The sequence below is a fragment of the Isoptericola sp. F-RaC21 genome (assembly GCF_038593535.1).
GTDB lineage: Bacteria > Actinomycetota > Actinomycetes > Actinomycetales > Cellulomonadaceae > Isoptericola.
This window is the reverse complement of the sequence record NZ_JBCFYX010000001.1, coordinates 747,844-773,926: the sequence shown is the minus strand read 5'-3', so window position 1 is coordinate 773,926 and position 26,083 is coordinate 747,844. Positions and strand designations below refer to the sequence as shown.

The following is a 26,083-nucleotide window of genomic DNA, read 5'->3' as shown; positions in this document are numbered from 1 at the left end:
GCGGCCCAGCCTACGGAGCGCCACCCACGCGACCGTGCGCCGGGGCACGCCCCCGTGCTGTGACGTCGCTCGCCCTAGGCTGGGGGCATGGACGCCGACGTCGTGGTCGTCGGGGCCGGGCCCACGGGCCTCCTCCTGGCCGGGGACCTGGCCCGCGCGGGCGTGCGGGTCATGGTCGTGGAGAAGCGGCCGCCCGGCCTGAGCAACCTGACCCGCGCCTTCGCCGTGCACGCCCGCACCCTCGAGGCGCTCGACGCGCGCGGGCTCGCCGACGAGCTCCTCACCACCGGGCGCCGGGTGCGGCGCGTCCGGGTGTTCGGCCGCGTCGACCTGCGCCTCGACGCGCTGCCCGGGCGCTTCCCGTTCGTCCTCGTCACGCCGCAGTACGAGGTGGAGCGGCTGCTGCGCCGGCGGGCGGAGGACGCGGGCGCGGTGTTCCGGCACGGGCTGCGCGTCACCGACGTGACCCAGGACGGCGACGGGGCCACGGTGGTGGCGGTCGACGACGGGGGCGACGGCGCGGCGGGCACGTCGGCACGGCTTCGTGCGCCGTGGGTGGTCGGTACGGACGGCGTGCGCTCGACGGTGCGGCGGGCGGCGGGCCTCCCGTTCCCCGGCGAGACGGTGATCCGCGCGATGGTGCTGGCGGACGTGCGCCTGGCGCGCCCGCCCGAGGACGCGCTCACCGTCGCGTCGTCCGGAGGCGCGCTGGGCTTCCTGGCGCCGTTCGGCGGTGACTGGTACCGGTTCATCGGGTGGGACGAGGCGCTCGACCCCGGCGACGACGGGCCGGTGGACCTCGACGAGGTCCGGGCCGTCGCGCGGGCCACGCTCGGCGACGACCACGGCATGCACGAGCTGCGCTTCGCCACCCGGTTCGCGGCCGACGAGCGCCAGGCGCCGCGCTACCGGGCGGGACGCGTGCTGCTCGCGGGCGACGCCGCGCACGTGCACAGCCCGGCGGGCGGGCTCGGCATGAACACCGGGCTGCAGGACGCGGCGAACCTCTCGTGGCGCCTCGCGGCGGTGGTGCGCGGCGCCGACGACGCGCTGCTGGACGGGTACTCGGCGGAGCGCCACCCGGTCGGGGCCCAGGTGCTCCGCACGAGCGGCACGATCCTGCGGCTCGCCACGCGGCCCGGCCGCGCCGCGGCCGCCGCGCGGGCCGTCCTGGCCACGCTGCTGGCGCGGGCCGCGCCCGCGCGACGGCGGGCCGCCGCGACCGTCTCGGCCCTCGGCGTGCGGTACCCCGCCCCGCCCGGCGCGCACCCGGCGGCCGGGCGCCGCGTGCCCGACCTCCCCCTCGTGCCCGGGAACGCGGGCCGGCGGCTCGCGGAGGCGCTGCGCGCGGGGCGCTTCGTCCTCGTCGCGCCGGCGACCGGGGCGCCGGCGAACCTGCCGGCCGCTCCCGGCGAGCTCGACGCCGGCGAACGGATCGTCGTGCGCCGCGCCGACGGCCACGGCGCGACGCTGCTGGTGCGGCCGGACGGCTACCTCGCCGACGCCGTCCCCGGGAACGCCGAGGTAGTCCAGAAGTCGGCGAGGTAGTCCAGAAGTCGGCGAGGTAGTTCAGAAGTCGGCGAGGTAGTTCAGAACCCCGCGAGGTAGTTCCCGACGCGGTCGGCGTCAGGGGCGCGAGCTCTCGAACTCCTGGCCCAGGGCGAAGCCGAGCCTCCGGTAGACGCGCCGCGCGGCCTCGTTGTGGGCGTAGACGCCCAGGGTGACCATCGGCGCCTCCGCCAGCCCGGCGCGGGCGGCGACGGCCGTCACCGCGGCCGCGATCCCCCGGCCCCGCCACGCGGGGTCGGTGCCGATCGAGCCGAGGGCCCACGGCCGCCCGGGGACGCGGCGCGACGCGCCCGCCACGGCGCGCACGGCGCCGCCGTCGTCGCGCCAGCCCCACCACCGCGACCGCGGCTCGGAGACCGGCAGCTCGCCGTCCGGGTTCGCGACGGCGAGGCAGGCCGCCGCCGCGGCGCGCCCGGCGTCGCCCAGCAGCTCGTCGACCCGCTCCTCGCCGGACACGGCGGCCGGCGGCGTCGTGGCCGCGTACCAGTCCCAGGCGTCGATCGGCGCGTGGTCGAACGGTGCGGGCACGGCGAGGCCGTCGGGCCGTGCGGAGACCGACAGCTCCGAGAACGTGCCGCGCGGCATCGACGCGCGCACCACCGGGCCCACCCCACCGGGGCGCAGCTCCGCGTCGGCCGCGAGCAGCAGCCGCGCCGCGCCCGCCGGGCTGCCGACGGCCAGGAGACTCACGCCGGCAGCATCGTGGTCGACGGCGAGCGGCCGGCCCCCGTCGATGCGCTCGCGCCAGCGCAGCCGCACCAGGAACGCGTCGTCGTCGGACCAGGCGTGGGTCGCGTCCCACCCTCCGTGGGCGGCCTCGGCGACCACCACCGGGTGGTGGGCCCACCGGTCGGGCAGGCTCGCCCCGGCCACGTCCGTGACCGGGGCGAGCGCGTGCCCGTCGAGAGCGAGCGTCACGCCCCCGCGGCCGAGGCGGCCTCGTCCTGCGGGACGACGTCGACGCCGGCCTCCTTGCGCTGCTCCGGCGTGATCGGCGCCGGGGCCTCGGTGAGCGGGTCGTAGCCGCCGCCCGACTTCGGGAACGCGATGACGTCGCGGATCGACGCCGAATTCGTCAGCAGGGCGACGATGCGGTCCCAGCCGAAGGCGATGCCGCCGTGCGGCGGGGCGCCGAACTTGAAGGCGTCCAGGAGGAAGCCGAACTTCTCCTGCGCCTCCTCGGGGCCGATGCCCATGACGTCGAACACGCGCTCCTGCACGTCGCGGCGGTGGATACGGATCGACCCGCCGCCGATCTCGTTGCCGTTGCAGACGATGTCGTAGGCGTACGCCAGGGCGTTGCCCGGGTCGGACTCGAAGCTGTCGATCCACTCGGGCTTGGGCGAGGTGAACGCGTGGTGCACGGCGGTCCAGGCCGAGTGGCCGAGATCGACGTCGTCGTCCTCACCGGTGGGCTTGAACAGCGGCGCGTCCACGACCCACACGAACGCCCAGGCGTCCTCGTCGACCTGACCGGTGCGGTGCGCGATCTCGAGGCGGGCGGCGCCGAGCAGCGCCCGGGCCTCGGCGGTCTTGCCGGCCGCGAAGAACACGGCGTCGCCGGGCTGCGCGCCGGTGGCGGCGGCGAGGCCCTCGCGCTCGGTGTCGGACAGGTTCTTGGCGACGGGGCCGCCCAGCGTGCCGTCCTCGCCGTAGGTGACGTACGCGAGGCCCTTGGCACCGCGCTGCTTGGCCCACTCCTGCCACGCGTCGAACTGGCGGCGCGGCTGCGAGGCGCCACCGGTCATCACGACGGCGCCCACGTACTCGGCCTGGAAGACGCGGAACGGCGTCTCCGCGAAGTAGTCGGTGAGCTCCACGAGCGGGTTGCCGAAGCGCAGGTCGGGCTTGTCCGTGCCGTACAGGCGCATGGCCTCGGCGTAGGTCATGCGGGCGATCGGCGTCGGGATCTCGACGTCGATCAGCTTCCACAGGGCGACGAGGACCTGCTCGGCGAGCGCGATGACGTCGTCCTGGTCGACGAAGCTCAGCTCGACGTCCAGCTGGGTGAACTCGGGCTGCCGGTCGGCGCGGAAGTCCTCGTCGCGGTAGCAGCGGGCGATCTGGTAGTAGCGCTCCAGCCCGCCCACCATGAGGAGCTGCTTGAACAGCTGCGGGCTCTGCGGCAGGGCGTACCAGGAGCCGGGCGCCAGGCGGGCCGGGACGAGGAAGTCGCGCGCGCCCTCCGGCGTCGAGCGGGTGAGCGTGGGTGTCTCGACCTCGACGAAGTCGTGCTCGTCGAGCACCCGGCGGGCCGCCTGGTTCGCCCGCGACCGCAGGCGCAGGGCGTGCGCCTGCGCGGGGCGCCGGATGTCGAGGTAGCGGTGCTTGAGGCGCGCCTCCTCGCCGATCACCTCCGTGTCCGCGAGCGCCGTCGAGACCTGGAACGGCAGGGGCGCCGACTCGTTGAGCACGACGACGTCCTTGGCCACGACCTCGATCTCGCCCGTGGCGAGGTTCGCGTTGGCGTTGCCCTCCGGCCGCCGTCCGACCTCGCCGGTGACCTGCAGGACGAACTCGGCCCGCAGCGGGTGCGCCACGGCCTCGTCGCGGATCACGACCTGCGAGATCCCCGAGGCGTCGCGCAGGTCGATGAAGGCCACTCCCCCGTGATCCCGGCGCCGATCGACCCACCCCGTGAGGGTGACGGTCTGACCGATGTGCTCGGCCCGCAGTGAGCCGGCCGTGTGGGTGCGGAGCACGGAGTGTTCCTTTCGAACGGGGTGTGGGGACGGCGTCGCCGGTGGCGACGTCCGGGCGCGCGTTCGCGCCCGTGCGAGTCTAGTCGGTGGCCGGCCCCCTTCAGCGAGGAGATTGTCATGGCACCACGCATCGCCACCACGACCGCCGTCGACCGCGACGGGCTCCTGGAGGTGCTGCGAGCCCGTCGGCACGGCGTACTCGTCACGACCCGGCGCGACGGGTCGCCGCAGCTGAGCCCGGTGACCTTCGGCGTGGACGGCGCGGGCAGGGTCGTGGTGTCCACGTACCCCGACCGCGCCAAGGCGGTGAACCTGCGGCGGGACCCGCGCGCGTCGTTCCTCGCGCTCGGCGACGACTTCGACGACCCGTGGGTGCAGGTGGACGGGTCGGCCGAGGTGATCGACGCGCCGGACTCGGTGGAGCCGCTGGTCGAGTACTACCGGGCCGCCGCCGGCAAGGAGCACCCCGACTGGGACGAGTACCGGGAGGCGATGCTGCGCCAGGGCAAGAGCGTCGTGCGGATCACGATCGAGCGGTGGGGCCCCGTCGCGACCGGCGGGTTCCCCGCCCGCCTCGTCGAGGGCGCCTGAGAACTCGGTCACACCCGCCGCACGACGGCCGGTCGGGCCGTAGCGTCGGTCCCATGGCGACGTTGCCCGATCCCGTCTGGCCCGTGCTCGTGCTCGCGTTCGTCTCCGCGGGGGACGCGCTCCTGTGCGTGAAGCCGGTGGCGTTCATCGCGCAGTGCTTCCGCGACGTGCGGTTCCCCGAGCGTTGGTGGTGGGTGATGCCGTGGATCAAGGCGGCCGCCGCGGCAGGGCTCGTCGCGGGGATCTGGATCCCCTACCTCGGGCTCGTGACGTCCGCCTGCCTGGTCCTGTACTTCGTGCTCGCGCTGTCGTTCCACGTGCGGGCGAGGGACTTCGGCCGCAACTTCTTCGTCAACGCCACGGGCATGTTCCTGCTGTGCGTGTTCGTGCTGTGGTTCTCGTTCCTGCACTGAGCCCCGGCGGGCACTGCGGGGCGCTCAGAAGAGCACCTGCTCGACGCCCGAGCCGGCCACCTCGAGCCCGCCGCCATCGCGCGGCATGCCCGCCAGCGCCCCGGCCGGGTAGTCGCCCTCGTCGTGCGGCGTCAGGTCGTCCGGGAACCGCCCCGTCGCGCCCGAGCGCGAGCGGTGCCCCGACGAGCGGAACCCGCGCTCGGTGAGGAGCGGCTCGACCCGGTCCCACAACCACTGGCGGTAGGCCTCGAGCGCGTAGGTGCCGCGGGCGTACACCCGCCCGTACCCGGCGACGGCGCGCGGGTGCTCGTGCTCCAGCCACTGGAGATACCACTCGCGGGTGCCGGGCTTGAGGTGCAGCGGCACCACGGTGACGCCGGTGGCGCCCGCCTCGGCGACCGCGTCCAGGAGGCGGCGCAGGTGGTCGCGGGAGTCGGTCAGCCAGGGCAGCACCGGGGCGACCATGACCCCGCAGGGCAGCCCCGCCGCCCGCACCGCGCGGATCAGGTCGAGCCGGGCGCGCGGCGTCGGCGTGCCGGGCTCGACCGACTGCTGCAGCTCCTCGTCGGCGGGCGAGTCGGCGAACCCGAGCGAGACGCCGAGCCCCACCTCGACGCGCTGGGCCGCCTCGGCGATCAGGGGCAGGTCGCGGCGCAGCAGGGTGCCCTTCGTGAGGATCGAGAACGGCGTGCCCGAGTCCGCGAGCGCCCCGATGACGCCGGGCATGAGGCGGTACCGGCCCTCGGCCCGCTGGTACGGGTCGGTGTTCGTGCCGAGCGCCACCGGCTCCCGCTTCCACGACGGCCGCGCCAGCTCCGCGCGCAGCACCGCGTCCACGTTCGTCTTGACGACGACCTGGGAGTCGAAGTCTCGGCCGGCATCGAGGTCGAGGTACTCGTGCGTGGGGCGGGCGAAGCAGTTGTGCGAGACGACGCCGTTCGCGACGAAGTCACCCGTGCCCGTGGTGATGTCGATCATCTCCTGCTCGACGCCCAGGTCCTCGACGCTGATGACTCTCAGGTCGCTGGAGGTCTTGACCGCATCGCCGAGGATCGTGAGCTTGCGCGTGATCGCTGGGCCGACGAGGTGGAAGAAGCGCCGACGTGCCGCAAGCCCACCGGTGACCCTCACTGTCGCGACGCCGTTCGCCCGCGCGCGCTCTCGGAGGTTCGGGACACCGAAGTGGTCCAGGTAGGCGCTCGTGCGGGACAGCATCTCCTCGTCGTTGTTCGCGATGCGCAGCACGCCGTGGGAGCACGAGCCCTCCGCGTCGAAGATCCCCGCGAGAAAGCCCCTCTTCCACTCCTCGGCCGGCTCGTCGGGCCAGCTGATGAGGCGGGTGATCGTCTCGAAGTCCGCGCGACGTCCGGAGTAGATGCAGTCCAGGGCCCGCCTGGTCGGCGTCGCCGGGCTGAACGGCCGCCTCTTGAGCTCGACCGCCTCGAGCGCGAGGTACTCGGCCGAACGCGTGAGGGCCTCCGCATCTGTCAGCGCGAGCCGGAAGTGTGTCGCATGGTGGGTTCGCCTGCCGCTTCGATACGCCTTCTCGAAGAGCATCCCGTCACCGCGGATCATGCCCGTGAGGTAGCCGTGGCGGTACTCACGAGTCGTCCCCGGTGCAGAGCGCGCGAGCGCCGGCGCGCCCAGGCCGAACCCCATCAGACTGTTGTTCGTCGTCAGGTACGGCCGCTGCGGCGTGCCCCGTCCCGGCCGAGCGACGTACTTCCATCCGCGATCCCGCGTAAGGAAGCGGTGATCGCCGCTCGCGACGATCTCGGTCCCGTCGGCCAACGTCACGCGGTGCGCCCGCTTCACCGTGCGCCACACGGCAAGTACCGACGTCTCGACGTAGCGCCGATACGTGCCATCCCCGAGCGTGCCCACGATCGGGTCGCCCACCCGGACGTCGCGGATGGGCTTCTGACGCCCGTCTGCCATCAGCACGAGCGTCTCCGGGCTGGTGCAGTAGCGGCAGGCATGGCTGCATCCGCGGTACGGGTTCACCGTCCATCCGAACGGCATCCGCGACGCGGCGGGCACCTTGGACAGCGCGCTCTTCGCCAGCACCTCGTGGAACGTCACGCCCGCGAACTCCGGCGTCCGGACGGTGCGCACCAGCCCGAGCCGCGCCAGGGCCGGGCGGTCGAGCCCGGGGAGCGCACCGTCGTCGGCGCCGAGCGCCTGGCCTTCCCATCTCACGCTCACATTCGAACAGATGTTCGACTCGTTGTCCAGGCCGAACGGCGTCAGCGGCGGAGCCGCGCGAGCACCCTGCGACCCCGCTCCGTCCAGGGCAACCGGCGCCCGGCCACCTCCGCGAGGAGCACCGCGACCGTGTCCAGGGCGGCGTCTGTCACCTCGCGCGGCCGGGCCTTGTCGGGATCGACCCAGTCGTCGACGGGCGGGACGGGCAACAGGTCGTCCAGGTCGCCGTGCACGGTGACGTCCCGGTCGCGCAGCCAGGCGACCCAGGTCTCGCTGAGGTCCGCCACCCACGGGTGGTCGTCGGGCCCCAGGGAGATCGGGGTGGACGGTCGCGGGGCGAGCGCGTCCCCCGCGACGACGCCGTCGACGAACGGCGAGAGGTCACCGCCCCGTCGCACCTCGGCGCCGAGCCGGCGGTTGAGCCCGCGCAGCACCTGCGCCTCGGGCACCCCGACCGAGGTGTTCGCGCGCTCGGCGTCCCGCGGCGCCCACGCGGGGTCGACCTCGATCGCGTCCAGGAACCGGAGCCAGAGCGCGTCCCTGGCACCACCCGCGGGCGGGGCTGTCACGACGTGGACCCGTGGGGCCGGGAGCCCCGCGGCCCACACGGTCAGCACACGGGTCGGGTCCAGGGATTCCCGGAACGCGGACCGGCCGGCCCGGACGCGGTCGAGGTAGGCGCGCAGCGTCGTCCTCGCGCCGAACTTGAGCGTCTCCTGCCATCCGCTCGCGAGCTCGCGCGCGAGGTCGCGAAGGGTGAGCACCACGTGGACCTCGGCGCCCGTGGCGGCCAGGTCCGCGAGCACCCGGGCCGCCTGGTCCGGTGCCGCCCTCGCCAGCAGCTCGTGGCTGACGACGACGTCGCCCCGCGCCCGCCGCACCTGGCGCAGCAGGCGGTCCCACGCGCCGTGCAGGCGCCGGGGGTCGATGCCGTGGCGCGCGCCCGTGACGTCCAGCGCGGCCCAGTAGTGCACGCGCGGCTCGCCCAGCGGACCGCTGGGGTACAGCACCCCGTGGCGGCGCAGCTCGCGGCGGTTGGTGTGGAGACGCGACTGCAGGTAGGTCGTGCCGGACTTGGGCGCGCCCACGTGCAGGAAGACTCGGCTCGGCATGGGCCCCAGCGTCGCACGACGCCCTGGGCGGTTCCTCGACGGGGTGCGGTCGCGCCCGGGCCGCCTGCGGTCACAGCGCCAGCGAGACCCCGGACCGCGACGTCGCGAACAGGCGGCTCGCGCCCTGGAGCGTGAGCGCCGGGACCGGCGCCGCGGCGAGGTCCGCCGGGCGATAGCGCTTGAGGTCGCCGCGGTAGACGACGGCGCCGGGCACGGCCAGCAGCGTCTGCGGTCGCACCTTCCAGCGCGGGACGCCCAGGTCGCACACCCCCGCGTCGCGCAGCACGTGGTAGACGAACTCGGAGCAGAAGAACCGTCGGTCGTCCTCGGAGCCGCGACCGAGCAGGCCGGTCACGAGGCCTGGCGCGTTGTAGGCGTAGGTGTGGCTGTCGAGCAGGAACTCCGCGACCCGCGCCCCCACGGCGTCCCGCTGCCGGGCCGTCACGGGGACCTCGAGGACGACGCCGGGCAGCCGGTCCATCCCCCGGTACAGGTCGTCGTCGAGCCGCTCGCGCTTGAAGCAGCCGACGAACGGGTTGGAGGCGCGACGGCGCCCGAAGCTGAACATGAGCTCGAGGTCGGCGTCGAGCGCCAGGGCCGCGTGCGTGTACTCGTCCCGCGTCGCGAGGCGGATCGTCCGGGACAGGACGGTGCTGCTGCGGGACAGGACCACGTAGATGCTCACGGCCGTCACCGTACCGTCCTCGAGGCGCCGTCCGGCCAGGTCAGGCGCGAGATCAGGGTGAATCTCAGGGGCGCCTCAGGGTGCTCGGGGGACAGCCCCCGCGGGATGTCCCCCGCTCAGTTCCCCGGGCCCGCGCGGTCCACCCCTCAGCGCCCGGGTCCCGCCGGGCCGCACCCGACCCGAGGAGTCCCCGTGATCACGGTCCAGCGCGGCTTCAGCAGCTTCTCCGTCGACGACCTCGACACCGTCGAGTCGTTCTACCGCGACGTCGTCGGCCTCGGGGTGAGGCGCACGACCATGGGGCTCGAGCTCGACGTCACCGGCGGCTCCCACGTCTTCGTCTACCCGAAGGGCGACGCCCACGAGCCCGCGAGCCACACGGTGCTCAACCTCGTCGTGCCCGACGTCGCGGTCGCGGCGGCCGACCTGCACGCCGCGGGCGTCGAGCTGGTCCGCTACCCCGGCTTCGCGCAGGACGCCGACGGAGTGGTCCGCAGCGACGACCCGCGTCAGGGCCCGACGATCGGCTGGTTCCGCGACCCGGCGCGCAACGTCGTCGCCCTGATCGAAGGCTGAACCGAGGGGCGAGCCGTCAGCCCGTGCCGAACGCCGTGCGCAGGCCGCGCACCCCGATCCCGAACGGGCCGACGGCGACGATCGCGACGCCGACACCGGTGCTCAGGTCGCCGGCGACCGCGGTGCGCACGCCCCAGGCCATGCCGACCACCCCGGCGAGCGTCAGGACGGCGCACACCACCACCGCCGCGACGGCGCCGACGCCCCACCGGCGCGGCTCCCAGGGCATCCTCCCGGGCGGGCGCCCGGCCCGGCCGCCCAGCGCGAGGCCGCGCTCGTAGAGGTACCACCGCTCCGCGTCGTGGAGGTGCAGCCAGCCGGCGGCCGCAGGCCGGTCGCCGAGCGCGCGGAAGTGGGGTGCGGCGAGCGCGTGCTCCCCGGCCATCGAGAACAGGAACGCCAGCTGGGAGTGCACGACGGCGTCCCACGCGCCCGGCACGTGCGACGGGTGCAGCACCGAGCCCTCCGCCGCACGCCGCAGCGCCGGGACGGCCGCGACGACCGGGTCGGGGCGCCTCTCCTCGACGAACCGCTCGATCACCACGGCCGCGAGCAGCGCCCGTCCGGTCGAGCCGGCGGGAGCCGCGGCGGCGCACTCCGTCGCGAAGTCCTCCGCCGCCCGCCAGCTGCCGCCCCACTTCGGCAGCAGGTGCTCGAGGTACTCGAGCTGCGCCGGGTAGTGGTCGGGCGCGCGGCTCGCCACCTGGTCGTAGCGGCGGCGCGCCTCGTCCGCGTCCAGCTCGAGCCCGAGCGCCGTCCGCAACGACACCTCCCACGCCGGCACGAACCCGGGGTCGCGCTCGAGCACGGTCCCGAGCCGGTCCTCGGCCCGGAGCAGCAGCCGCCGGAGCGCCCGCACCCGGCGCCGGGACAGGTCGTCGCCCATGCCCGAGCCGCGCGCCTGCCAGGCGAGGACGGTCTCGCGGGCCGCGAGGGTCGTGCCGGCGAGCGCGTCGGACGGGTCGGCCTGGACCGCCCGACGCAGCCACTTCTCGGCGCCGGGGAGGTCCGCGACGCGCGCGAGGGACCACGAGAGCTCGCCCAGGTCCGCCCCCGCCAGGGCGGCACGCACGCCGGGCCAGTCGCCGCGCCGGGCGGCCGCCTGGAGGCCCGGGCGCGCGTGGATCCAGGGGTCGAACGTCAGCATCCCGCCGGCGCCCGTGCGGACCCTGGTGCCCCCGGTCACTCCGCGGCGGCCGGGACGACCCGCGGGAACAGGTCGTCGGCCGGCGGCGCCCAGGTCGCGGCGTCGGCGTCCACCTGCTCGCCCGAGCGGATGTCCTTCACCTGGCCGACCAGCACGCCGTGCCCGACGTCGGGCTCGACGTCGGGCTCGGCGTCGGGCTCCGCGCCGTCCTCGCCCGGCTGCGCCGGGAACCAGACGAACGGGATGCCGCGCCGGTCGGCGACCTTGATCTGCTTGCCGAACTTCGCCGCGGTCGGGGCGACGTCGGCGGGGACCCCGCGGGAGCGGAGCGCGGCCGCGACGGCGTCGGACCGGTCGCGGTGCGCCTCGTCCGTGACCGCGACCAGCACGGCCGTGGGCACGCCGCGGGTCGCGGCGACCAGCCCCGCGGACAGCAGCCGCGAGACCAGGCGGGAGACGCCGATCGACAGGCCGACGCCCGGGTACGTGTTCTTGCCGTCCGAGGCGAGGGTGTCGTAGCGCCCGCCCGAGCAGATCGAGCCGAGCTGCTCGTGCCCCACCAGCACCGTCTCGTAGACGGATCCGGTGTAGTAGTCGAGCCCGCGCGCGATCTTCAGGTCGGCGACGACGACGCCGGGCGCGCGGCGGGCCGCCGCCTCGATCAGCGCGGCGAGCTCGCCCAGGCCGGTCTCGAGCAGCTCCGTGGCCGCGTCGTAGGACGCCGCGAGCGCCCGGACCCGATCGATCACGCCGACGTCCTCGCCGGAGATCGCGGCGAGCTCGAGGCAGCCCTTCGCCTGCTCGGGCGTGGCGCCCTGCTCGGCCTGCAGCAGCTCCGCGACGGCCTCCGGCCCGATCTTGTCGAGCTTGTCGACCTGGCGCAGCACGCCCTCGACGTCGTCGAGCCCGAGCCCGCGGTAGAACCCCTCGGCGACCTTGCGGTTGTTCACGAGGATGCGGACCTCGGGCACGCCGACGTCGCGCAGGGCGCCGAGCGCCTCGGCCATGACCAGCGGGAGCTCGACCTCGTAGTGGTACGGGAGCTCGCCCGCGCCGACGACGTCGATGTCGGCCTGCACGAACTCGCGGAAGCGGCCGTCCTGGGGGCGCTCGCCGCGCCACACCTTCTGGATCTGGTAGCGCTTGAACGGGAAGGCGAGCCGGCCGGCGTTCTCGAGCACGTAGCGCGCGAACGGGACGGTGAGGTCGAAGTGCAGGCCCAGCTGCTTCTCCGACCGGTCCGAGGCGCCCGGGGCGTCGCCCTCCTCCTGGAGCCGGCGCAGCACGTAGACCTCCTTGGAGGTCTCGCCCTTGCGCAGCAGCTGGTCGAGCGGCTCGACCGCCCGCGTCTCGATGCCCGCGAACCCGTGCAGCTCGAACGTGCGCCGCAGCGTGTCCAGGACGTGCTGCTCCACGACGCGACCGTCGGGGAGCCATTCGGGGAAGCCGGAGAGCGGGGTGGGGCGTGCCATGGGCCCCATCTTCCCAGAAGACGGGACCGCCGCGGCCACCCGTCCCGCGGTCGGCGGCACGGGATCAGGGCAGGTGCGGGCGCAGGTAGGGGTTCGTCGCCAGCTCGTGGCCGACCGTCGTGGTCGGTCCGTGCCCGGGCACGACGCCGAGGCCCGGGTCGAGCGTTCCCACCACCTCGCGCAGGGTGTGCGCCATCGTCGCGGGGTCGCCGCCGGGCAGGTCGGTGCGCCCGATCCCGCCCGCGAACAGCACGTCGCCCGCGAGCACGACTCCGGCCCGGCCCGCCGCGCCTGTGTCGGCGTCGGCGTCGGCGTCGGCGTCGGCGTCGGAGTCGGCGACGAGAAGGGTCGAGCCCTCCGTGTGCCCCGGCGCGTGCAGCGTCCGCAGCCGCACCGCGCCCGCCACGAGCGCACCGTCGCCGTCGTCGAGGTCACGCACGACGGCGGGCGCGCGGTAGTCCTCGGGCCGCCGGCCCGTGCCCGCGAGCGCCTGCGCGAGGGCGCTGCTGACGCCGGCGTCGGGCCCGCCGGACAGGCCGAGCGTCCCGAACGGGTCCGCGAGGCGATAGCCGTCCGCGGGGTGGATGCGCAGCGGGACGTCGTAGCGCTCGCACAGCGCCGCGGCGTCCCAGGTGTGGTCCACGTGCCCGTGGGTGGCGACGACGGCGCGCGGGACCAGACCGCGCTCGGCGACCAGCCGCTCGACGTCGGGGGCGACGCCGGCGCCCGCGTCCACGACCACGCAGTCGGCGTCGCGACCGCTCGAGCCGGCGACCACGACGCAGCAGTTGGTGGCGAAGACGGGGGCGACGACGAGGAGGATCTGCACGGCGCCACGCTAGCGGCCGCGGGTCCGGCCCCGCGGCCGGGGGCTTCCTGCGGATGTGACCTGCGTCCCGGCATCTAGACTGTCCCCCGCGCGCGGGGGTTCCCGTGCGGTGTCGGGGACGAGGCGAGGAGGACCGCGCGTTGGCGGCCACCAAGCGCGAGCGGGAGTACGCCCGCAAGCGGCAGGAGAAGTGGGAGCAGCGGCAGGCGCAGGCGCGCGCCCGGCGGCAGCGGACGTACGCGATCGTGGCGATCGTGGCGGTCCTCGCGCTGGTCGGAGGCGGGTTCGTCTTCGCGAACCTCGGCGGCGGCGCGGGCCCCGCGGCCTCCTCCACGCCGCAGGCGGCGGGCGACTGCCCCGCCGCGAAGACGGGCGCACGCTCCGGCGGTGACCTGCCCGACCCGTCGGCCGCCGAGGACCGCACGTGGACCGCCACCGTCGACCTGTGCGCCGGCGGCGAGGAGTCCGAGCTCGTCCTGGAGCTGGACGGCGTCGCCGCCCCCCAGGCCGTGGCGAGCTTCGTGTCCCTGGCCCAGCGGGGGTACTACGACGACACCTCCTGCCACCGCCTCACCACCCAGGGCATCTACGTGCTGCAGTGCGGCGACCCCACGGGGACCGGGACCGGTGACCCCGGCTACGCGTACGGCCCGATCGAGAACGCACCGAAGGACGACGTGTACCCCGCGGGCACCATCGCGATGGCCCGCCAGAGCAACAACGGCGAGTCGATGGGCTCGCAGTTCTTCGTCGTGTACCAGGATTCGACCATCCCGTCCGACACCGCGGGCGGGTACACGGTGCTCGGCACCGTCACGTCCGGCCTGGACGCCGTCCAGGCAGTCGCTGACGAGGGCGTCGACGGAGGGGCCGGCGACGGCTCCCCCAAGACCCCCGTCATCATCGAAGGAGTGGAGACCCAGTGAGCGAGAGCACCCCCGGCTCGACCGGCCCCGAGGAGAACCCGGCCGGCACCGAGGAGACGGCCGAGACTCCATCGCAGCCGACCCAGGACGAGGCGACCCCGCCCGCGGCGGACCCGCAGCCCACCGCGCCGGCAGCCGCCGAGACGACGGAGCCGGCCGTCGAGCCCGAGACGGCGGAGCCGGCTCCCGCGACCGAGGCGCCCGACGCTCCGGAGCCCGATGCCGCCCCGGAGCCCGCGGCGGCCTCCGAGCCGGAGACCCCGGACGCCCCGGCGGCCGAGCCGGCGGGGACGACCGGGACCACGCCGGAGCCGGAGGCCCCCGACGCGGCCCCGGTCGAGCCGACCCCGACACCCGCTCCCGCCCCGGCCACGTCGGCGGCGCCACCGAAGCCCTCGGCCGTGCCGAAGCCGCCGCGCCCCGGCGCGCCCAAGCCGTCGGCGCTGCGCCGTCCGGCCGCCCCCACGCCGGCGGACGTCCCGCCCGCGGAGCCCACCACCCCGGTCGCCCCCGTGCCCCCGGCCCTGGACGCCGCCGCGGAGGCGGCGGCGCAGGCGTTCGGGCGCGTGGACGACGACGGCACCGTGTACGTGCGGGAGGCCGCCGGCGAGCGCCAGGCAGGGCAGTTCCCCGGGGTCTCCGCGACGGAGGCGATGAGCCTCTACGTGCGGCGCTACCTGGACCTCGACGCCAAGGTCGCGCTGTTCGAGACCCGGCTGGACAGCGCCGACCTCTCGGTGCGCGAGATCGACCAGACCCTCGCGAAGCTCGCCGAGGAGACCGGCGAGCCCGCGGCCGTCGGCGACCTCGACGCCCTGCGCGCCCGCGTCGAAGGGCTCAAGGCCCGGGCGGCGGGGCGCCGTGCCGCGCTCGAGCAGGAGCGCGCGGCCGCCAAGGCCGAGGCCGTCGCCGCCCGCACCGCGATCGTCGAGGCGGCGGAGAAGATCGCCGCCACCGACCCCGCCAAGATGCAGTGGCGGCCGGCCGGCGAGGAGCTGCGCGCCCTCCTGGACCGGTGGAAGGACGCCCAGCGCAACGGGCCGCGCATCGACCGGCCCACCGAGGAGGGCCTCTGGAAGCGGTTCAGCCACGCGCGCACCGCGTTCGACCGCGAGCGGCGGCACTTCTTCGCCGACCTCGAGCAGCGCAACTCCGCCGCGAAGGCGGCCAAGGAGCAGCTGGTCGCCGAGGCGGAGGCCCTGCAGACCAGCACCGACTGGGGCGCGACCGCCGCCGCCTACCGCGACCTCATGACGCAGTGGAAGGCCGCCGGGCGCGCCAGCCGCAAGGACGACGACGCCCTGTGGGCCCGGTTCCGGGCCGCGCAGGACGCGTTCTTCGGCGCCCGCGACGCCGAGAACGCGGCGATCGACGCGGAGTACGGCAAGAACCTCGAGGTCAAGGAGGCGCTGCTCGTCGAGGCGGAGGCCCTCCTGCCCGTCAAGGACCTCGCCGCCGCCAAGGAGAAGCTGCGCGACCTCCAGGACCGCTGGGAGGCGGCCGGCAAGGTGCCGCGCGCCGACATCCAGCGCGTCGAGGGGCGCATGCGCGCCGTCGAGACGGCCGTCCGCAACGCGGAGCAGGCCCGGTGGGACCGCACCAACCCCGAGACCCGGGCGCGGGCCGAGGGCGCCGCGGCCCAGCTCGAGGCGGCCATCGAGGGCCTCGAGCGCGACCTCGCCGAGGCGCGCGAGTCGGGCGACGCACGCCGGGTCGAGGAGGCCGAGACGGCGCTCGCCGCGCGGCGTGCCTGGCTCGAGCAGGTCGTCCGGGCCGCGGAGGACACCCGCGGCTGACGCCATCCACAGGCGGTGACCGCAGGGGCTCACGACCGGATAGTTTCCTCGTCGTGAGCCCCTTCGCCGTCCTCCCCGCGCGGTCCGCCCCGCCCGTCGGGCTGCGCGCCGACGCCCGGGAAGCGCCGCGGCGACTCGGTGACCTGCTCGCGGCTCCCGCCCGGCCGGCCGGGCCCGTGGTGCGCCCGGCGGACGTGGGCGGCCGGGCCGCCTGGGACGTCCTCGTGCGCGACGGCGCGCTCGAGGTGCTGCGAGACGGGGCGGCGGTCGTCGCGGGCACCACGGTGACGCCCGTGCTCCGGGCCGCGCTGCTCGCCGGGACGCTGCCAGGGGGTGCCGTGGCCGCCGGGCGGACCGCCGCCTGGGTGCACGCCGGGCGGGCGGCGGGCGCGGCCTCGGGAGACCACCTCGACGTCACCTACCCCGCCGGCGGGCACCGTCCCGAGCTCTGGGGCACCGGGCTCGTGTGGCAGGCGCCGCTCCTGCGCGGCGACACCGTCGAGCTGGCCGGGGTGCGCGTCACCGCTCCGCTGCGGACCGTCGTCGACGTCGCGGTCCACGTGCCCGGCGACGAGGACGCGGCCCGGCTCGCCCGGGCCGTCGCGGACGCCTGCGGGCTGGCCCTCGGCGACGCGGCCGCGCTCCTGGAGCGCCGGGCGCGCGTCGTCGGGCGTCCGCGGGCCCGGCGCGTGCTGGACCGGGCCGCCGCCCTCCGTGCGGCGCCCGCCGCGCTGGCCTAGGTTGAGCCGCATGGCCTCCGCCGCACCCGCCGTCGAGCTCGACGCCGCTGGCCGCGCCGTGCGCGTCTCCAGCCCCGACCGCGTCGTCTTCCCCGAGCTACCCGACCGCCCGGGGCTCACCAAGCGCCAGGTCGTCGAGTACTTCCTGTCGGTGGGCGACGGGATCCTCGGCGCGCTCCTGCACCGCCCCACGACGCTCGAGCGCTGGCCGAAGGGCTGGTGGCCCGAGGCGGTGATGGCGACGCGTGCCGACAACCGCGGCGACGCGTTCTACCAGAAGCGGCTGCCCAAGGGCGCCCCCGACTGGGTCGAGACCGCGACCATCGCCTTCCCGAGCGGCCGCACCGCCGACGAGGTCGCGCCCACCGAGCTCGCCGTCGTCGCCTGGGCCGCCAACCTCGGCACCCTGACGTTCCACCCGTGGCCCGTGCGCCGCGACGACGTCGAGGCCGTGGACCAGCTGCGCATCGACCTCGACCCGCAGCCCGGCACGACGTTCGACGACGCGGCGGCCGTGGCGCCCCACCTGCGCGACCTGCTCGCGGAGCTCGGGCTCACCGGCTATCCCAAGACGTCGGGCGGGCGGGGGCTGCACGTGTTCGTGCCGCTCGCGCCGCGCTGGTCGTTCCAGCAGGGGCGCCGGGCCACGATCGCGATCGGGCGCGAGCTGGAGCGTCGGCTCCCCGACCGCGTCACGACGAAGTGGTGGAAGGAGGAGCGCGGCGTCAAGATCTTCGTCGACTACAACCAGATGGCGCGCGACCGCACCATCGCGTCCGCGTACTCCGTGCGCGCCAACAAGCGCGCCACCGTCTCCACCCCGCTGGAGTGGGACGAGGTCGGCGAGGTGCACCCCGACGACTTCGACGTCACCACGGTGCCCGCCCGGTTCGCCGAGCGCGGCGACCTGTTCGCCGCGCTGCGCGCCGACCGCGACCCGGCGCTGGACTGCTCGCTCGACGCCGCGCTCGACCTGGCCCGGCGCGACGAGGAGGAGCACGGCCTGGGCGACCTGCCCTACCCGCCGGAGTACCCCAAGATGCCGGGCGAGCCGAAGCGCGTCCAGCCCAGCCGGGACACCGACCGCAAGCGGTCCTGACCACCGCCCTCAGCGGCGGGTGTACCGCAGGAAGACCGAGCCGTCGTCGAGCGGCACGCAGTCCGCGCGCACGAGGTCGACCCGCATCCCGTCCGGCAGCAGGCGCAGCCCGCCCCCGACGACGCACGGCAGCACCCGCACGGTGATCTCGTCGACGATCCCCGCGCGCAGCGCCCCGGCCGCCGTCGTCGGCCCGGACACCTCCACGACCCCGTCGGTCGCCGCCACGATCTCGGCGACACGCTCCGGCGTCAGCCGTGGCTCGAGCGTGGTGCGCGGCGCGTCGACGGCGTCGAGGCTGTCGGAGCAGACGATCTTGTCGATCCCCGTCCAGATCTCGGCGAACTCGTCCTCCGCCTCGCCCTGGCCCGGCGGCCAGTCGTCCCACACGCGCATCGTCTCGAACATCCGCCGGCCGACGACGAACGCCCGCACGTCACGCACCTCGTCGTTGATGAACGCGTGCGTGGCCTGCGACGGCGCGCCCCAGTCGAAGTCGCCCGACGCGTCGGCCACGTAGCCGTCCAGCGAACAGCTCATCAGTCCGTACCTGAGGGTTCCCATGCCGTGCAGACCGTCTCCGGAGGCCTGGCTCATCGGCGCCGGGCGGCGGACGTCACGCCGTGCCCGGCGCCCCCGGCAGCAGCGAGGCGAGGTCGTAGCCGACCGGCTCCTCGAGCTGGGCGTAGGTGCAGGACGACGGCTCGCGGTCCGGCCGCCAGCGCTTGAACTGCGCGGTGTGCCGGAAGCGGGATCCCTCCATGTGGTCGTACCCGACCTCCAGCACGCGCTCGACGCGCAGCGGCGTGAACGACAGGTCCTTGCCGGCGCTCCACCGCGACTGCGCGCCCGGGCGCCGCTCCCCCGCGCCGCCGTCCGCGACCGCCGGGTCCTGCCAGTCGGCCCACGGGTGGGCGGCCGCGGCCTCGCTGCCCGGCTCGACGACGAGCGGTGCCAGCTCGGCGTGCAGGGCCGCCCGCCTCGCCGCGGGGAACGAGGCGGCGACGCCGACGAACTGCAGACGGCCCGGGTCCCCGTCGCCCGCCCCGTCGCCGTCGTACAGCCCCAGCAGCAGCGAGCCGATGAGCGGCTTCTCGGGCGTCGACGTCTTGTGCAGCCGGAAGCCCGCCAGGACGACGTCGGCCGTGCGGGCGTGCTTGATCTTCAGCAGCGCGCGCTTGTTCGGCTGGTACGCGTCGTCGAGCCGCTTCGCGACGACGCCGTCGAGCCCCGCGCCCTCGAACGCCCGGAACCAGTCGCGGGCGACCTCCGCGTCCTGCGTGCGCGGCGTCGCGTGCACCTGCGGACCGTCCAGCCCGAGCCCGTCGAGCGCGGCGAGCCGGTCGCGCAGCGGGCGCCCGGACAGGTCGTCGTCGCCGAGGGCGAGGACGTCGAACACGACGAGGCTGGCCGGCGTCTCGGACGCCAGGAGGCGCACTCGCGACTCCGCGGGGTGGATCCGCTGGCCCAGCGCGTCGAAGTCCAGGTGCGCCGCCGTCCCGGCCACGCCGTCCCCCGGCCGTGCGACCACGATCTCCCCGTCGACCACGCAGCGCTCCGGCAGAGCCGCGAGCACCGCGTCCACGACGTCGGGGAAGTAGCGCTGCATCGGCCGCGCGTTGCGGGAGTCGATCCGCACGTCGTCGCCGTCGCGGAACACCAGGGCACGGAAGCCGTCCCACTTCGGTTCGTAGACCCAGCCCTCGCCGTCGGCCTGGTCGGGCACCTCCGGCACGGACTTCGCGAGCATGGGCAGCACCGGCGGCTCCAGCGGCAACGTCATGCTGGCGAACCTACTCCCGGCGCACCGGCAGCGCCGCCGGTGCCGTCGGTGCCCGCTGCGGGGCTCAGACCCCGGCCGACTCCTGGTGCACGTCGGCGGCCTTCGTCCCGGTGATGCGGTAGACGTCGAAGACGCCGTCGACCTTGCGCACCGCGGTGAGCACCTGCTGGAGGTGGCCGGGCTCGGCCATCTCGAAGACGAACTTCGACAGGGCGATGCGGTCCGTCGACGTCGAGACCGACGCCGACAGGATGTTGACGTGGTAGTCCGACAGGACCTTCGTCACGTCGGACAGCAGCCGCGACCGGTCGAGCGCCTCGACCTGGATCTGCACCAGGAACATCGTGTTGGCGCCGGTCGTCCAGGACACGTCGACCATGCGCTCGGGCTGGGCCTTGGCCAGCTGCTCGGCGTTGGCGCAGTCCGCGCGGTGCACGCTCACGCCCGCGCCGCGGGTCACGAAGCCGACGATCGAGTCGCCGGGCACCGGGGTGCAGCACTTGGCGAGCTTCACCCAGATGTCGTCCACGCCCTTGACCACCACGCCCGGGTCGCCGGTCCGGCCGCGCCGCGAGGGCCGGCCGGGGGCCGCGACCTCCGCCGCGTCCTCCTCGGTGCCCTCCTCGCCCCCCAGCGACTTGACCAGCAGGTCGACGACGTGCGGCGCCGACGCGTGGCCCTCGCCGACCGCCGCGTACAGCGCGGAGACGTCGGCGTACCGCATGTCGTTCGCCAGCCCGACGAGCGCCTCGTGGCTCAGCAGGCGCTGGATCGGCAGGTTCTGCTTGCGCATCGCCTTGGTGATGGCGTCCTTGCCCTGCTCGATCGCCTCCTCGCGCCGCTCCTTGGTGAACCACTGGCGGATCTTGTTGCGGGCGCGCGCCGACTTCACGAACGCGAGCCAGTCGCGCGAGGGGCCCGCGGACTCCGCCTTGGAGGTGAGGATGTCGATCGTGTCGCCGTTCTGCAGCGTCGAGTCCAGCGGGACGAGGCGCCCGTTGACGCGGGCCCCCATCGTCCGGTGGCCCACCTCGGTGTGCACCGAGTACGCGAAGTCGACCGGCGTCGCCCCGGCGGGCAGCGCCATCACCTCGCCCTTCGGCGTGAAGACGTAGACCTCCGCCCCGCCGATCTCGTAGCGCAGGGAGTCGAGGAACTCGCTCGGGTCGGCCGTCTCGCGCTGCCAGTCCACGAGCTGGCGCAGCCACGCCATGTCGTTGGCGCGCGGGTCGTCGGACGCCGTCTTCCCGGCGGGCGCCATCTGCTTGTACTTCCAGTGCGCGGCGACGCCGTACTCCGCGCGGCGGTGCATGTCGTGCGTGCGGATCTGGATCTCGACCGGCTTGCCGCCCGGGCCCACGACCGTCGTGTGCAGCGACTGGTACATGTTGAACTTCGGCATCGCGATGTAGTCCTTGAACCGGCCCGGGACCGGGTTCCAGCGCGCGTGCAGCGCGCCGAGCACCGCGTAGCAGTCCCGCACCGTGTCCACGAGGACGCGCGTGCCGACGAGGTCGTAGATCTCCGCGAAGTCGTGCCCGCGCACGATCATCTTCTGGTAGATCGAGTAGTAGTGCTTCGGCCGCCCGGTGACCGTCGCCTTGATCTTGGCGCTGCGCAGGTCGGCGGAGATCTGCTCGCGCACCACCGACAGGTACTCCTCGCGGGCGGGCGCGCGCTCCGCCACGAGGTGCACGATCTCGTCGTACACCTTGGGGTACAGGGTCTGGAAGGACAGGTCCTCCAGCTCCCACTTGATCGTGTTCATGCCGAGCCGGTGCGCCAGCGGGGCGTAGATCTCGAGCGTCTCGCGCGCCTTGCGCTGCGCCGACGAGCCCGAGACGTACTTCCAGGTGCGGGCGTTGTGCAGCCGGTCGGCCAGCTTGATGACCAGCACGCGGATGTCCTTGGCCATCGCCACGACCATCTTGCGCACGGTCTCCGCCTGGGCGGCGTCGCCGTACGTCACCTTGTCCAGCTTGGTGACGCCGTCCACGAGCATGGCGATCTCCTCGCCGTACTCCCGGGTGAGCTCGTCGAGCCCGTAGTCCGTGTCCTCCACGGTGTCGTGCAGCAGCGCGGCCGCGAGGGTCGCGCCGTCGAAGCCCAGCTCCGCGAGGATGGTCGCCACCGCGACCGGGTGCGTGATGTACGGGTCGCCGGACTTGCGCTCCTGGCCCCGGTGACATCGCTCGGCCGTCGCGTAGGCGCGCTCGAGCACGGACAGGTCCGACTTCGGGTGGTTGGTGCGCACCGCCTGCAGCACCGGCTCCAGCGCCGGCGTCGTGGGCGGCGCGCCGCGCACCCCGAGCCGCACGAGCCGGTTGCGCACGCTGCGGCCGGAGCCGGAGCGGCCCGACGGGGTCGATCCCTGGGGCGCGGCGGCGGCGCGCGCGACCTTCGTCTCGTCGCTCATCTGCGCCTCCTTCCGCAACCACCGCGGGGTCGCCGTCGGCCGGGACGGCAAGTCTACGACTCCACGCGCAGCAGAGCCTCGACCGTCCGGCCCGTCAGCCGGTCGCGTCCGCCCAGGCCGGCGAGCTCGAGCAGGAACGCCAGGGCGACCACCTGGCCGCCCGACCGCTCCACCAGCTCGGCCGCCGCGCACGCCGTGCCGCCGGTCGCGAGCACGTCGTCGACCAGGAGAACACGCGACCCCGCCTCGAGTGTTCCCGTGCGCAGCTCGATCGCCGCGGACCCGTACTCGAGGTCGTAGGACACCCGCTCGACGGGGGGCGGCAGCTTGCCCGCCTTGCGCAGCGGCAGGAAGCCCACGCCCAGCCGCGTCGCGAGCGGCGCCCCCAGGAGGAAGCCGCGCGCCTCCATGCCGGCGACGACGTCCACGCCGCCGTCCGCGTCGACCAGCCGGGCGAACGCCTCCACGACGTCCGCCAGCGCCGAGCCGTCCGCGAGCAGCGGGGTGATGTCGCGGAACACGACCGGGGGGTGCGGGTAGTCCGGCACGTCCCGGATCAGCGCGCGCACCTCCGCCGCGCGTGCGGCGCCGAGGCCCCGCAGCCCGTCGACGACGATGTCGTCCACGATCTCGCCGGGGATCGTCTCCGCACCGTCGTTCGTCGGGCCCAGGCCCGCCGTCTCGTCCGTCACGCTCACCCCCGGCTCAGCGACCGCGCTTGCGGCGCGGCTGGGCACGGCTGCCCTGGTGCTGCCCCGGGATCAGCTGTGCGGAGCCCGTGGTGTAGGCGGCGACCTCGGCGTCGTGGCCGCCCTCGGCGACCAGGCCCGCACGCTCGGCGAGGACCGCCTTCGTGTGCGCGGCGATCTTCGGCTCCCGCTCCCGCAGCGCGACGTCGAGCGGCGTCGCGAGGAAGAGCGACGAGGCCGCGCCGACCGCGATGCCGACGAACAGCGAGAGCGACAGGTCGCGCAGCGTGCCCGCGCCCAGCAGGAACGCGCCCACGAAGAGGATGCTCGCCACCGGCAGGAGCGCGACGACCGACGTGTTGATCGAGCGCACCAGGGTCTGGTTCACCGCGAGGTTGGCCCGCTCGGCGTACGTGCTGCGCGTCTGCGTGAGCACGTCGGCGGTGTTCTCGCGGACCTTGTCGAACACGACCATCTTGTCGTAGAGCGAGAAGCCGAGGATCGTCAGGAAGCCGATGATCGTGGACGGCGTGACCTCCCAGCCGATCGCCGCGTACACGCCGGCCGAGATGAGCAGGTCGCCGAGCATCGCCACGATCGCCGCGACGGACATCCGCCAGGCACGGAAGTACACGGCCATGAAGAGCGCGGCCGCGAGGACGAACACCACGGTGCCCCACGCCGCGCGGGACGAGACGCCCGCACCCCAGGTCGGGCCGACGAACGACGTCGTCACGGCGGACTCGTCGACGTCGTACGCGGTCGCGAGGCCGGTGACCAGGGCGGCCTCCTGGTCCGGCTCGACCGTCTCGGTCTGCACGCGGACCGCCGAACCGCCCACGATCGCGACGCGGGGCTCCTCGCTCGGGAGCACCTCGTGCACCGCGTCGATCGCCAGCTGCTGCTCGGTGGAGATCACGTCGTTGACGGTGAACTCCGTGCCCCCGCGGAAGTCGATGCCGAGCGTGAGCCCCTTGATCAGGATGACCGCGATCGACGCGACCGCGAGGATCCCCGCCACCGTGAACCAGCGCTTGCGGCGCTGCACGATCGGGTAGGACCGCCGCCCCGTGTACAGGTCGTTGCCCCACTGGGCGAAGTGCATGCCGGCCATCAGCGGCTCTCCTCGTTCGTGCCGGACTGGTCCTCACCGGTCGCCGAGGGCGAACCGTCGTCCGGTCCTGCGCCCGGCCCCGTGTCGGCCTGCTCCGCGGCGGCCCGGCGCTCGGCCGCGCGCCGCTCGGCGATCGTGAGCCGTCGCCCGGAGGCGTCGGTCGTCGGGGCGGCGGGCGCCGGTCGCGCCCCGCTGTGCACGGGCTCGGGGGCCGGACGCCCGGCCGGGGCAGCGGCGTCGTCCGTGCAGGCGTCCTCCGTGACGGCACCGTCCGCGGGGCCCGCCACGGCGGGCTGCGCCATCCGGACCCGCCCGGCGCCCGCGTACCGCGGCCCCGAGCTGGCGCGCAGCCGCTCGGGCGACAGGCCCGACCACAGGTGGCCGTCCCGGAAGAACGGGATCTTGGTGATGACCTCCATCATCGGGTGCGTGAACCAGAAGACGACGGCGACGTCGATGATCGTCGTGAGGCCGAGGGTGAACGCGAAGCCCTGGACGCCGCCGACGGCGAGGAAGTACAGGATGATCGCGGAGATCAGGTTGACGGCCTTGGCCGCCAGGACCGTGCGCCGGGCGCGCGCCCAGCCGCGCTCCACGGCGTAGGCCAGGGTTCTCCCGTCGCGCAGCTCGTCGCGGATGCGTTCGAAGTACACGATGAACGAGTCCGCGGTGAAGCCGATCGCGACGATGAGGCCCGCGACTCCCGCGAGGGAGAGCCGGTACCCCATCCCCCACGACAGCAACGTGATCGCCAGGTATGTGATCACGCCCGCGGCGACGAGCGACGCGACGGTCAGCAGGCCCAGCGTGCGGTACTGCAGCAGCGAGTACACGACGACGAGGGCGAGGCCGATCAGGCCGGCGATCATGCCGTTGCGCAGCTGCTCGGAGCCGAGGGTCGCGGAGATGACCTCCTGGCTCTCGACCGTGTACTGCACCGGCAGCGCGCCGAAGCTCAGCTGGTTGGCCAGCGTGGCCGCGGAGTCCCGCGTGAACGACCCGGAGATCGTCGCCTGGCCGTTGGAGATGATGGTGCCCGGGCTCAGCGACGGCGCCGAGACGACCAGCCCGTCCAGGACGATGGCGAACTGGTTGCGGGGCGACTCGAGGCCCTGCAGGCGCGTCGTCGTCTCGCGGAACTCCTTGGTGCCCACCGAGTCGAAGTTGAGGAACACGCCCCACTCGTTGGTGGTGGTGCCGTTCGCGCCCGGGACCAGGCCGGAGCTCGCCGACGCGATGTGGACGCCGTCGACCTCCATCGGGCCGAGGATGTACTTCATCCCGTCCTGCTCGCCGCACGTGACGAGCGGCTTGTCCGGGTCGTCCCCGCCGCCGCCCTTGAGGTTGGCGGGGTCGGTGCAGTCGAGCTCCTCGAACTGCTTCTGGATCTCCGGCGTGATCTGCGCGAGGTCGCTCGGGTCGGACGCCGCGGCCTCGTCGCCCTTCGGCGTCGCCGACGGCGACGGCGACGGCGACGGTTGGGTGCCGTCGCCGGAGGTCGCGGTGGCGGTCGGCGTGGCGGACGGGTCGACGTCGGCCGGGACGGACAGCGGCGCGCCCGCGCCCTTGCCGCTCGGGGTGTCGCCCGCGGCGTCGTCGGCCTTCGCGTCGCCCTTGGCCGAGTCGTCCGCGGCCGCACCGTCGGACGCGCCGTCACCGGCGTCGGCGCTCGGCGAGGCGGAGGGCGCGGGGGTCGGCGTGCCCGCGGCGTACGTCAGCACGGGGCGGAAGCGCATCTGCGCGGGCTGCGAGATGAGGTCGATGGTCTCCTGCGACACCTCGCCGGGGATGCCGACGACGATGTTCTTGGCGCCCTGCGCGGTGATCTCGGCCTCGGAGACGCCCGAGGAGTCGATGCGCTGACGGATGACGTTGATCGACTCGTCGATCGTCTCCGACGTGACCTGCGACCCGTCGGTGGTGTCCGCCTTCAGGATCAGCTGCGTGCCGCCCTGGAGGTCGAGCGCCAGCCCCGGGGCGAAGCTCGCGCCGTCCGGGTTGCTGTCCGACTTGGCGTCCCAGAAGACGCCGGCGCCGAGGGCGAGGAACGGCAGGACGATCGTCAGGATCGTGAAGACCACGAGGGTGCGCGCCGGACGCGACCGCTTCGTGCGTGAGTTCGCCAACTTCTGTCTCTTCCCGTCTGCGCGCCGCCTCGGGGCCGACGCGTGATGGCGCCGGTCGGGCTCCCCGACCGGCGCGTCGTCAGGCCGACGGGC

General features: G+C 74.8%; 22 protein-coding genes. 8 read left to right on the top strand and 14 right to left on the bottom strand.

The window, feature by feature from the left end; all coding sequences use genetic code 11:
* The first annotated feature begins 87 nt into the window (after positions 1-87).
* Entirely contained in the window at positions 88-1,548 is a 1,461-nt protein-coding gene (locus AAG589_RS03580) for an FAD-dependent monooxygenase (protein WP_430565861.1), read from the top strand.
* 78 nt (positions 1,549-1,626) lie between these two features.
* Here AAG589_RS03580 and AAG589_RS03575 read toward each other — a convergent pair whose 3' ends face one another.
* Complete coding sequence (locus tag AAG589_RS03575) at positions 1,627-2,487, bottom strand: GNAT family N-acetyltransferase (protein ID WP_430565860.1); 861 nt, start codon at positions 2,485-2,487, stop codon at positions 1,627-1,629.
* Positions 2,484-4,271, bottom strand: coding sequence for an aspartate--tRNA ligase (gene aspS, locus AAG589_RS03570; RefSeq protein ID WP_430565859.1), 1,788 nt, complete (start codon positions 4,269-4,271; stop codon positions 2,484-2,486). The genes AAG589_RS03575 and aspS overlap by 4 nt, the downstream gene beginning before the upstream one ends.
* Positions 4,272-4,388: 117 nt before the next feature.
* Between aspS and AAG589_RS03565 the strand changes: the two genes are divergently transcribed.
* Positions 4,389-4,862: a PPOX class F420-dependent oxidoreductase gene (locus AAG589_RS03565; protein WP_430565858.1), complete on the top strand. Its 474-nt coding sequence runs from the start codon at positions 4,389-4,391 to the stop codon at positions 4,860-4,862.
* 53 nt (positions 4,863-4,915) lie between these two features.
* Positions 4,916-5,275: a DoxX family protein gene (locus AAG589_RS03560; protein WP_430565857.1), complete on the top strand. Its 360-nt coding sequence runs from the start codon at positions 4,916-4,918 to the stop codon at positions 5,273-5,275.
* Between the two features lie 24 nt (positions 5,276-5,299).
* Here the strand turns inward: AAG589_RS03560 and AAG589_RS03555 are convergent, their stop codons facing one another.
* The 3 genes from AAG589_RS03555 to AAG589_RS03545 form a co-directional block, all read right to left on the bottom strand.
* Positions 5,300-7,474 (bottom strand): intein-containing Rv2578c family radical SAM protein, encoded by a 2,175-nt coding sequence (locus AAG589_RS03555; protein ID WP_430565856.1) that lies wholly within the window; start codon positions 7,472-7,474, stop codon positions 5,300-5,302.
* A gap of 47 nt (positions 7,475-7,521) precedes the next feature.
* A complete protein-coding gene (locus tag AAG589_RS03550) occupies positions 7,522-8,592 on the bottom strand; it encodes a hypothetical protein (RefSeq protein WP_430565855.1) in 1,071 nt (356 codons plus the stop codon).
* A 70-nt stretch (positions 8,593-8,662) separates the two neighbouring features.
* The gene (locus AAG589_RS03545) at positions 8,663-9,277 is read right to left on the bottom strand and encodes a hypothetical protein (protein ID WP_430565854.1); all 615 of its coding nucleotides are present in this window, start codon (positions 9,275-9,277) and stop codon (positions 8,663-8,665) included.
* A gap of 192 nt (positions 9,278-9,469) precedes the next feature.
* Here AAG589_RS03545 and AAG589_RS03540 point away from each other — a divergent pair, with 192 nt between their 5' ends.
* The gene (locus AAG589_RS03540; RefSeq protein ID WP_430565853.1) at positions 9,470-9,853 is read left to right on the top strand and encodes a VOC family protein; all 384 of its coding nucleotides are present in this window, start codon (positions 9,470-9,472) and stop codon (positions 9,851-9,853) included.
* A 16-nt stretch (positions 9,854-9,869) separates the two neighbouring features.
* Here the strand turns inward: AAG589_RS03540 and AAG589_RS03535 are convergent, their stop codons facing one another.
* The 3 genes from AAG589_RS03535 to AAG589_RS03525 all read right to left on the bottom strand — a co-directional run bounded on the left by AAG589_RS03535 (position 9,870) and on the right by AAG589_RS03525 (position 13,301).
* Complete coding sequence (locus AAG589_RS03535; RefSeq protein ID WP_430565852.1) at positions 9,870-11,000, bottom strand: hypothetical protein; 1,131 nt, start codon at positions 10,998-11,000, stop codon at positions 9,870-9,872.
* Between the two features lie 35 nt (positions 11,001-11,035).
* Positions 11,036-12,472, bottom strand: a complete 1,437-nt coding sequence (gene hisS / locus AAG589_RS03530; protein ID WP_430565851.1) for a histidine--tRNA ligase — start codon at positions 12,470-12,472, stop codon at positions 11,036-11,038.
* A 64-nt stretch (positions 12,473-12,536) separates the two neighbouring features.
* Complete coding sequence (locus AAG589_RS03525) at positions 12,537-13,301, bottom strand: MBL fold metallo-hydrolase (protein ID WP_430565850.1); 765 nt, start codon at positions 13,299-13,301, stop codon at positions 12,537-12,539.
* Positions 13,302-13,441: 140 nt separating this feature from the next.
* Between AAG589_RS03525 and AAG589_RS03520 the strand changes: the two genes are divergently transcribed.
* The 4 genes from AAG589_RS03520 to AAG589_RS03505 are packed head-to-tail and all read left to right on the top strand — an operon-like array spanning position 13,442 to position 17,862.
* Positions 13,442-14,227, top strand: coding sequence for a peptidylprolyl isomerase (locus AAG589_RS03520; protein WP_430565849.1), 786 nt, complete (start codon positions 13,442-13,444; stop codon positions 14,225-14,227).
* On the top strand, positions 14,224-16,023 hold the full coding sequence (locus AAG589_RS03515) for a DUF349 domain-containing protein (protein WP_430565848.1): 1,800 nt from the start codon (positions 14,224-14,226) through the stop codon (positions 16,021-16,023). Before AAG589_RS03520 ends, AAG589_RS03515 begins: the two co-directional genes overlap by 4 nt.
* Positions 16,024-16,076: 53 nt before the next feature.
* On the top strand, positions 16,077-16,763 hold the full coding sequence (locus tag AAG589_RS03510) for a hypothetical protein (RefSeq protein WP_430565847.1): 687 nt from the start codon (positions 16,077-16,079) through the stop codon (positions 16,761-16,763).
* A 10-nt stretch (positions 16,764-16,773) separates the two neighbouring features.
* Positions 16,774-17,862, top strand: a complete 1,089-nt coding sequence (locus AAG589_RS03505; RefSeq protein WP_430565846.1) for a DNA polymerase domain-containing protein — start codon at positions 16,774-16,776, stop codon at positions 17,860-17,862.
* Between the two features lie 9 nt (positions 17,863-17,871).
* Here the strand turns inward: AAG589_RS03505 and AAG589_RS03500 are convergent, their stop codons facing one another.
* From AAG589_RS03500 to secD, 6 genes are all read right to left on the bottom strand, one after another.
* Entirely contained in the window at positions 17,872-18,402 is a 531-nt protein-coding gene (locus AAG589_RS03500; protein WP_430565845.1) for a dihydrofolate reductase family protein, read from the bottom strand.
* Between the two features lie 76 nt (positions 18,403-18,478).
* Positions 18,479-19,645: an ATP-dependent DNA ligase gene (locus tag AAG589_RS03495; RefSeq protein WP_430565844.1), complete on the bottom strand. Its 1,167-nt coding sequence runs from the start codon at positions 19,643-19,645 to the stop codon at positions 18,479-18,481.
* A gap of 64 nt (positions 19,646-19,709) precedes the next feature.
* Positions 19,710-22,061, bottom strand: a complete 2,352-nt coding sequence (locus AAG589_RS03490) for a RelA/SpoT family protein (RefSeq protein ID WP_430565843.1) — start codon at positions 22,059-22,061, stop codon at positions 19,710-19,712.
* A gap of 53 nt (positions 22,062-22,114) precedes the next feature.
* Positions 22,115-22,690, bottom strand: coding sequence for an adenine phosphoribosyltransferase (locus tag AAG589_RS03485; protein ID WP_430566222.1), 576 nt, complete (start codon positions 22,688-22,690; stop codon positions 22,115-22,117).
* A 76-nt stretch (positions 22,691-22,766) separates the two neighbouring features.
* Positions 22,767-23,864, bottom strand: a complete 1,098-nt coding sequence (gene secF / locus AAG589_RS03480; protein ID WP_430565842.1) for a protein translocase subunit SecF — start codon at positions 23,862-23,864, stop codon at positions 22,767-22,769.
* Complete coding sequence (gene secD, locus AAG589_RS03475; RefSeq protein ID WP_430565841.1) at positions 23,864-25,990, bottom strand: protein translocase subunit SecD; 2,127 nt, start codon at positions 25,988-25,990, stop codon at positions 23,864-23,866. Before secD ends, secF begins: the two co-directional genes overlap by 1 nt.
* Between the last annotated feature and the right edge of the window lie 93 nt (positions 25,991-26,083).

Excerpts from the sequence above, each read along its gene's own strand:
- AAG589_RS03580 (WP_430565861.1), top strand. The coding sequence starts at position 88 with ATGGACGCCGACGTCGTGGTCGTCGGGGCCGGGCCCACGGGCCTCCTC.
- AAG589_RS03490 (WP_430565843.1), bottom strand. The coding sequence starts at position 22,061 with ATGAGCGACGAGACGAAGGTCGCGCGCGCCGCCGCCGCGCCCCAGGGA.
- secF (WP_430565842.1), bottom strand. The coding sequence starts at position 23,864 with ATGGCCGGCATGCACTTCGCCCAGTGGGGCAACGACCTGTACACGGGG.
- AAG589_RS03565 (WP_430565858.1), top strand. The coding sequence starts at position 4,389 with ATGGCACCACGCATCGCCACCACGACCGCCGTCGACCGCGACGGGCTC.
- AAG589_RS03505 (WP_430565846.1), top strand. The coding sequence starts at position 16,774 with ATGGCCTCCGCCGCACCCGCCGTCGAGCTCGACGCCGCTGGCCGCGCC.
- AAG589_RS03500 (WP_430565845.1), bottom strand. The coding sequence starts at position 18,402 with ATGAGCTGTTCGCTGGACGGCTACGTGGCCGACGCGTCGGGCGACTTC.
- AAG589_RS03535 (WP_430565852.1), bottom strand. The coding sequence starts at position 11,000 with ATGCTGACGTTCGACCCCTGGATCCACGCGCGCCCGGGCCTCCAGGCG.
- AAG589_RS03550 (WP_430565855.1), bottom strand. The coding sequence starts at position 8,592 with ATGCCGAGCCGAGTCTTCCTGCACGTGGGCGCGCCCAAGTCCGGCACG.
- hisS (WP_430565851.1), bottom strand. The coding sequence starts at position 12,472 with ATGGCACGCCCCACCCCGCTCTCCGGCTTCCCCGAATGGCTCCCCGAC.
- AAG589_RS03495 (WP_430565844.1), bottom strand. The coding sequence starts at position 19,645 with ATGACGTTGCCGCTGGAGCCGCCGGTGCTGCCCATGCTCGCGAAGTCC.
- AAG589_RS03560 (WP_430565857.1), top strand. The coding sequence starts at position 4,916 with ATGGCGACGTTGCCCGATCCCGTCTGGCCCGTGCTCGTGCTCGCGTTC.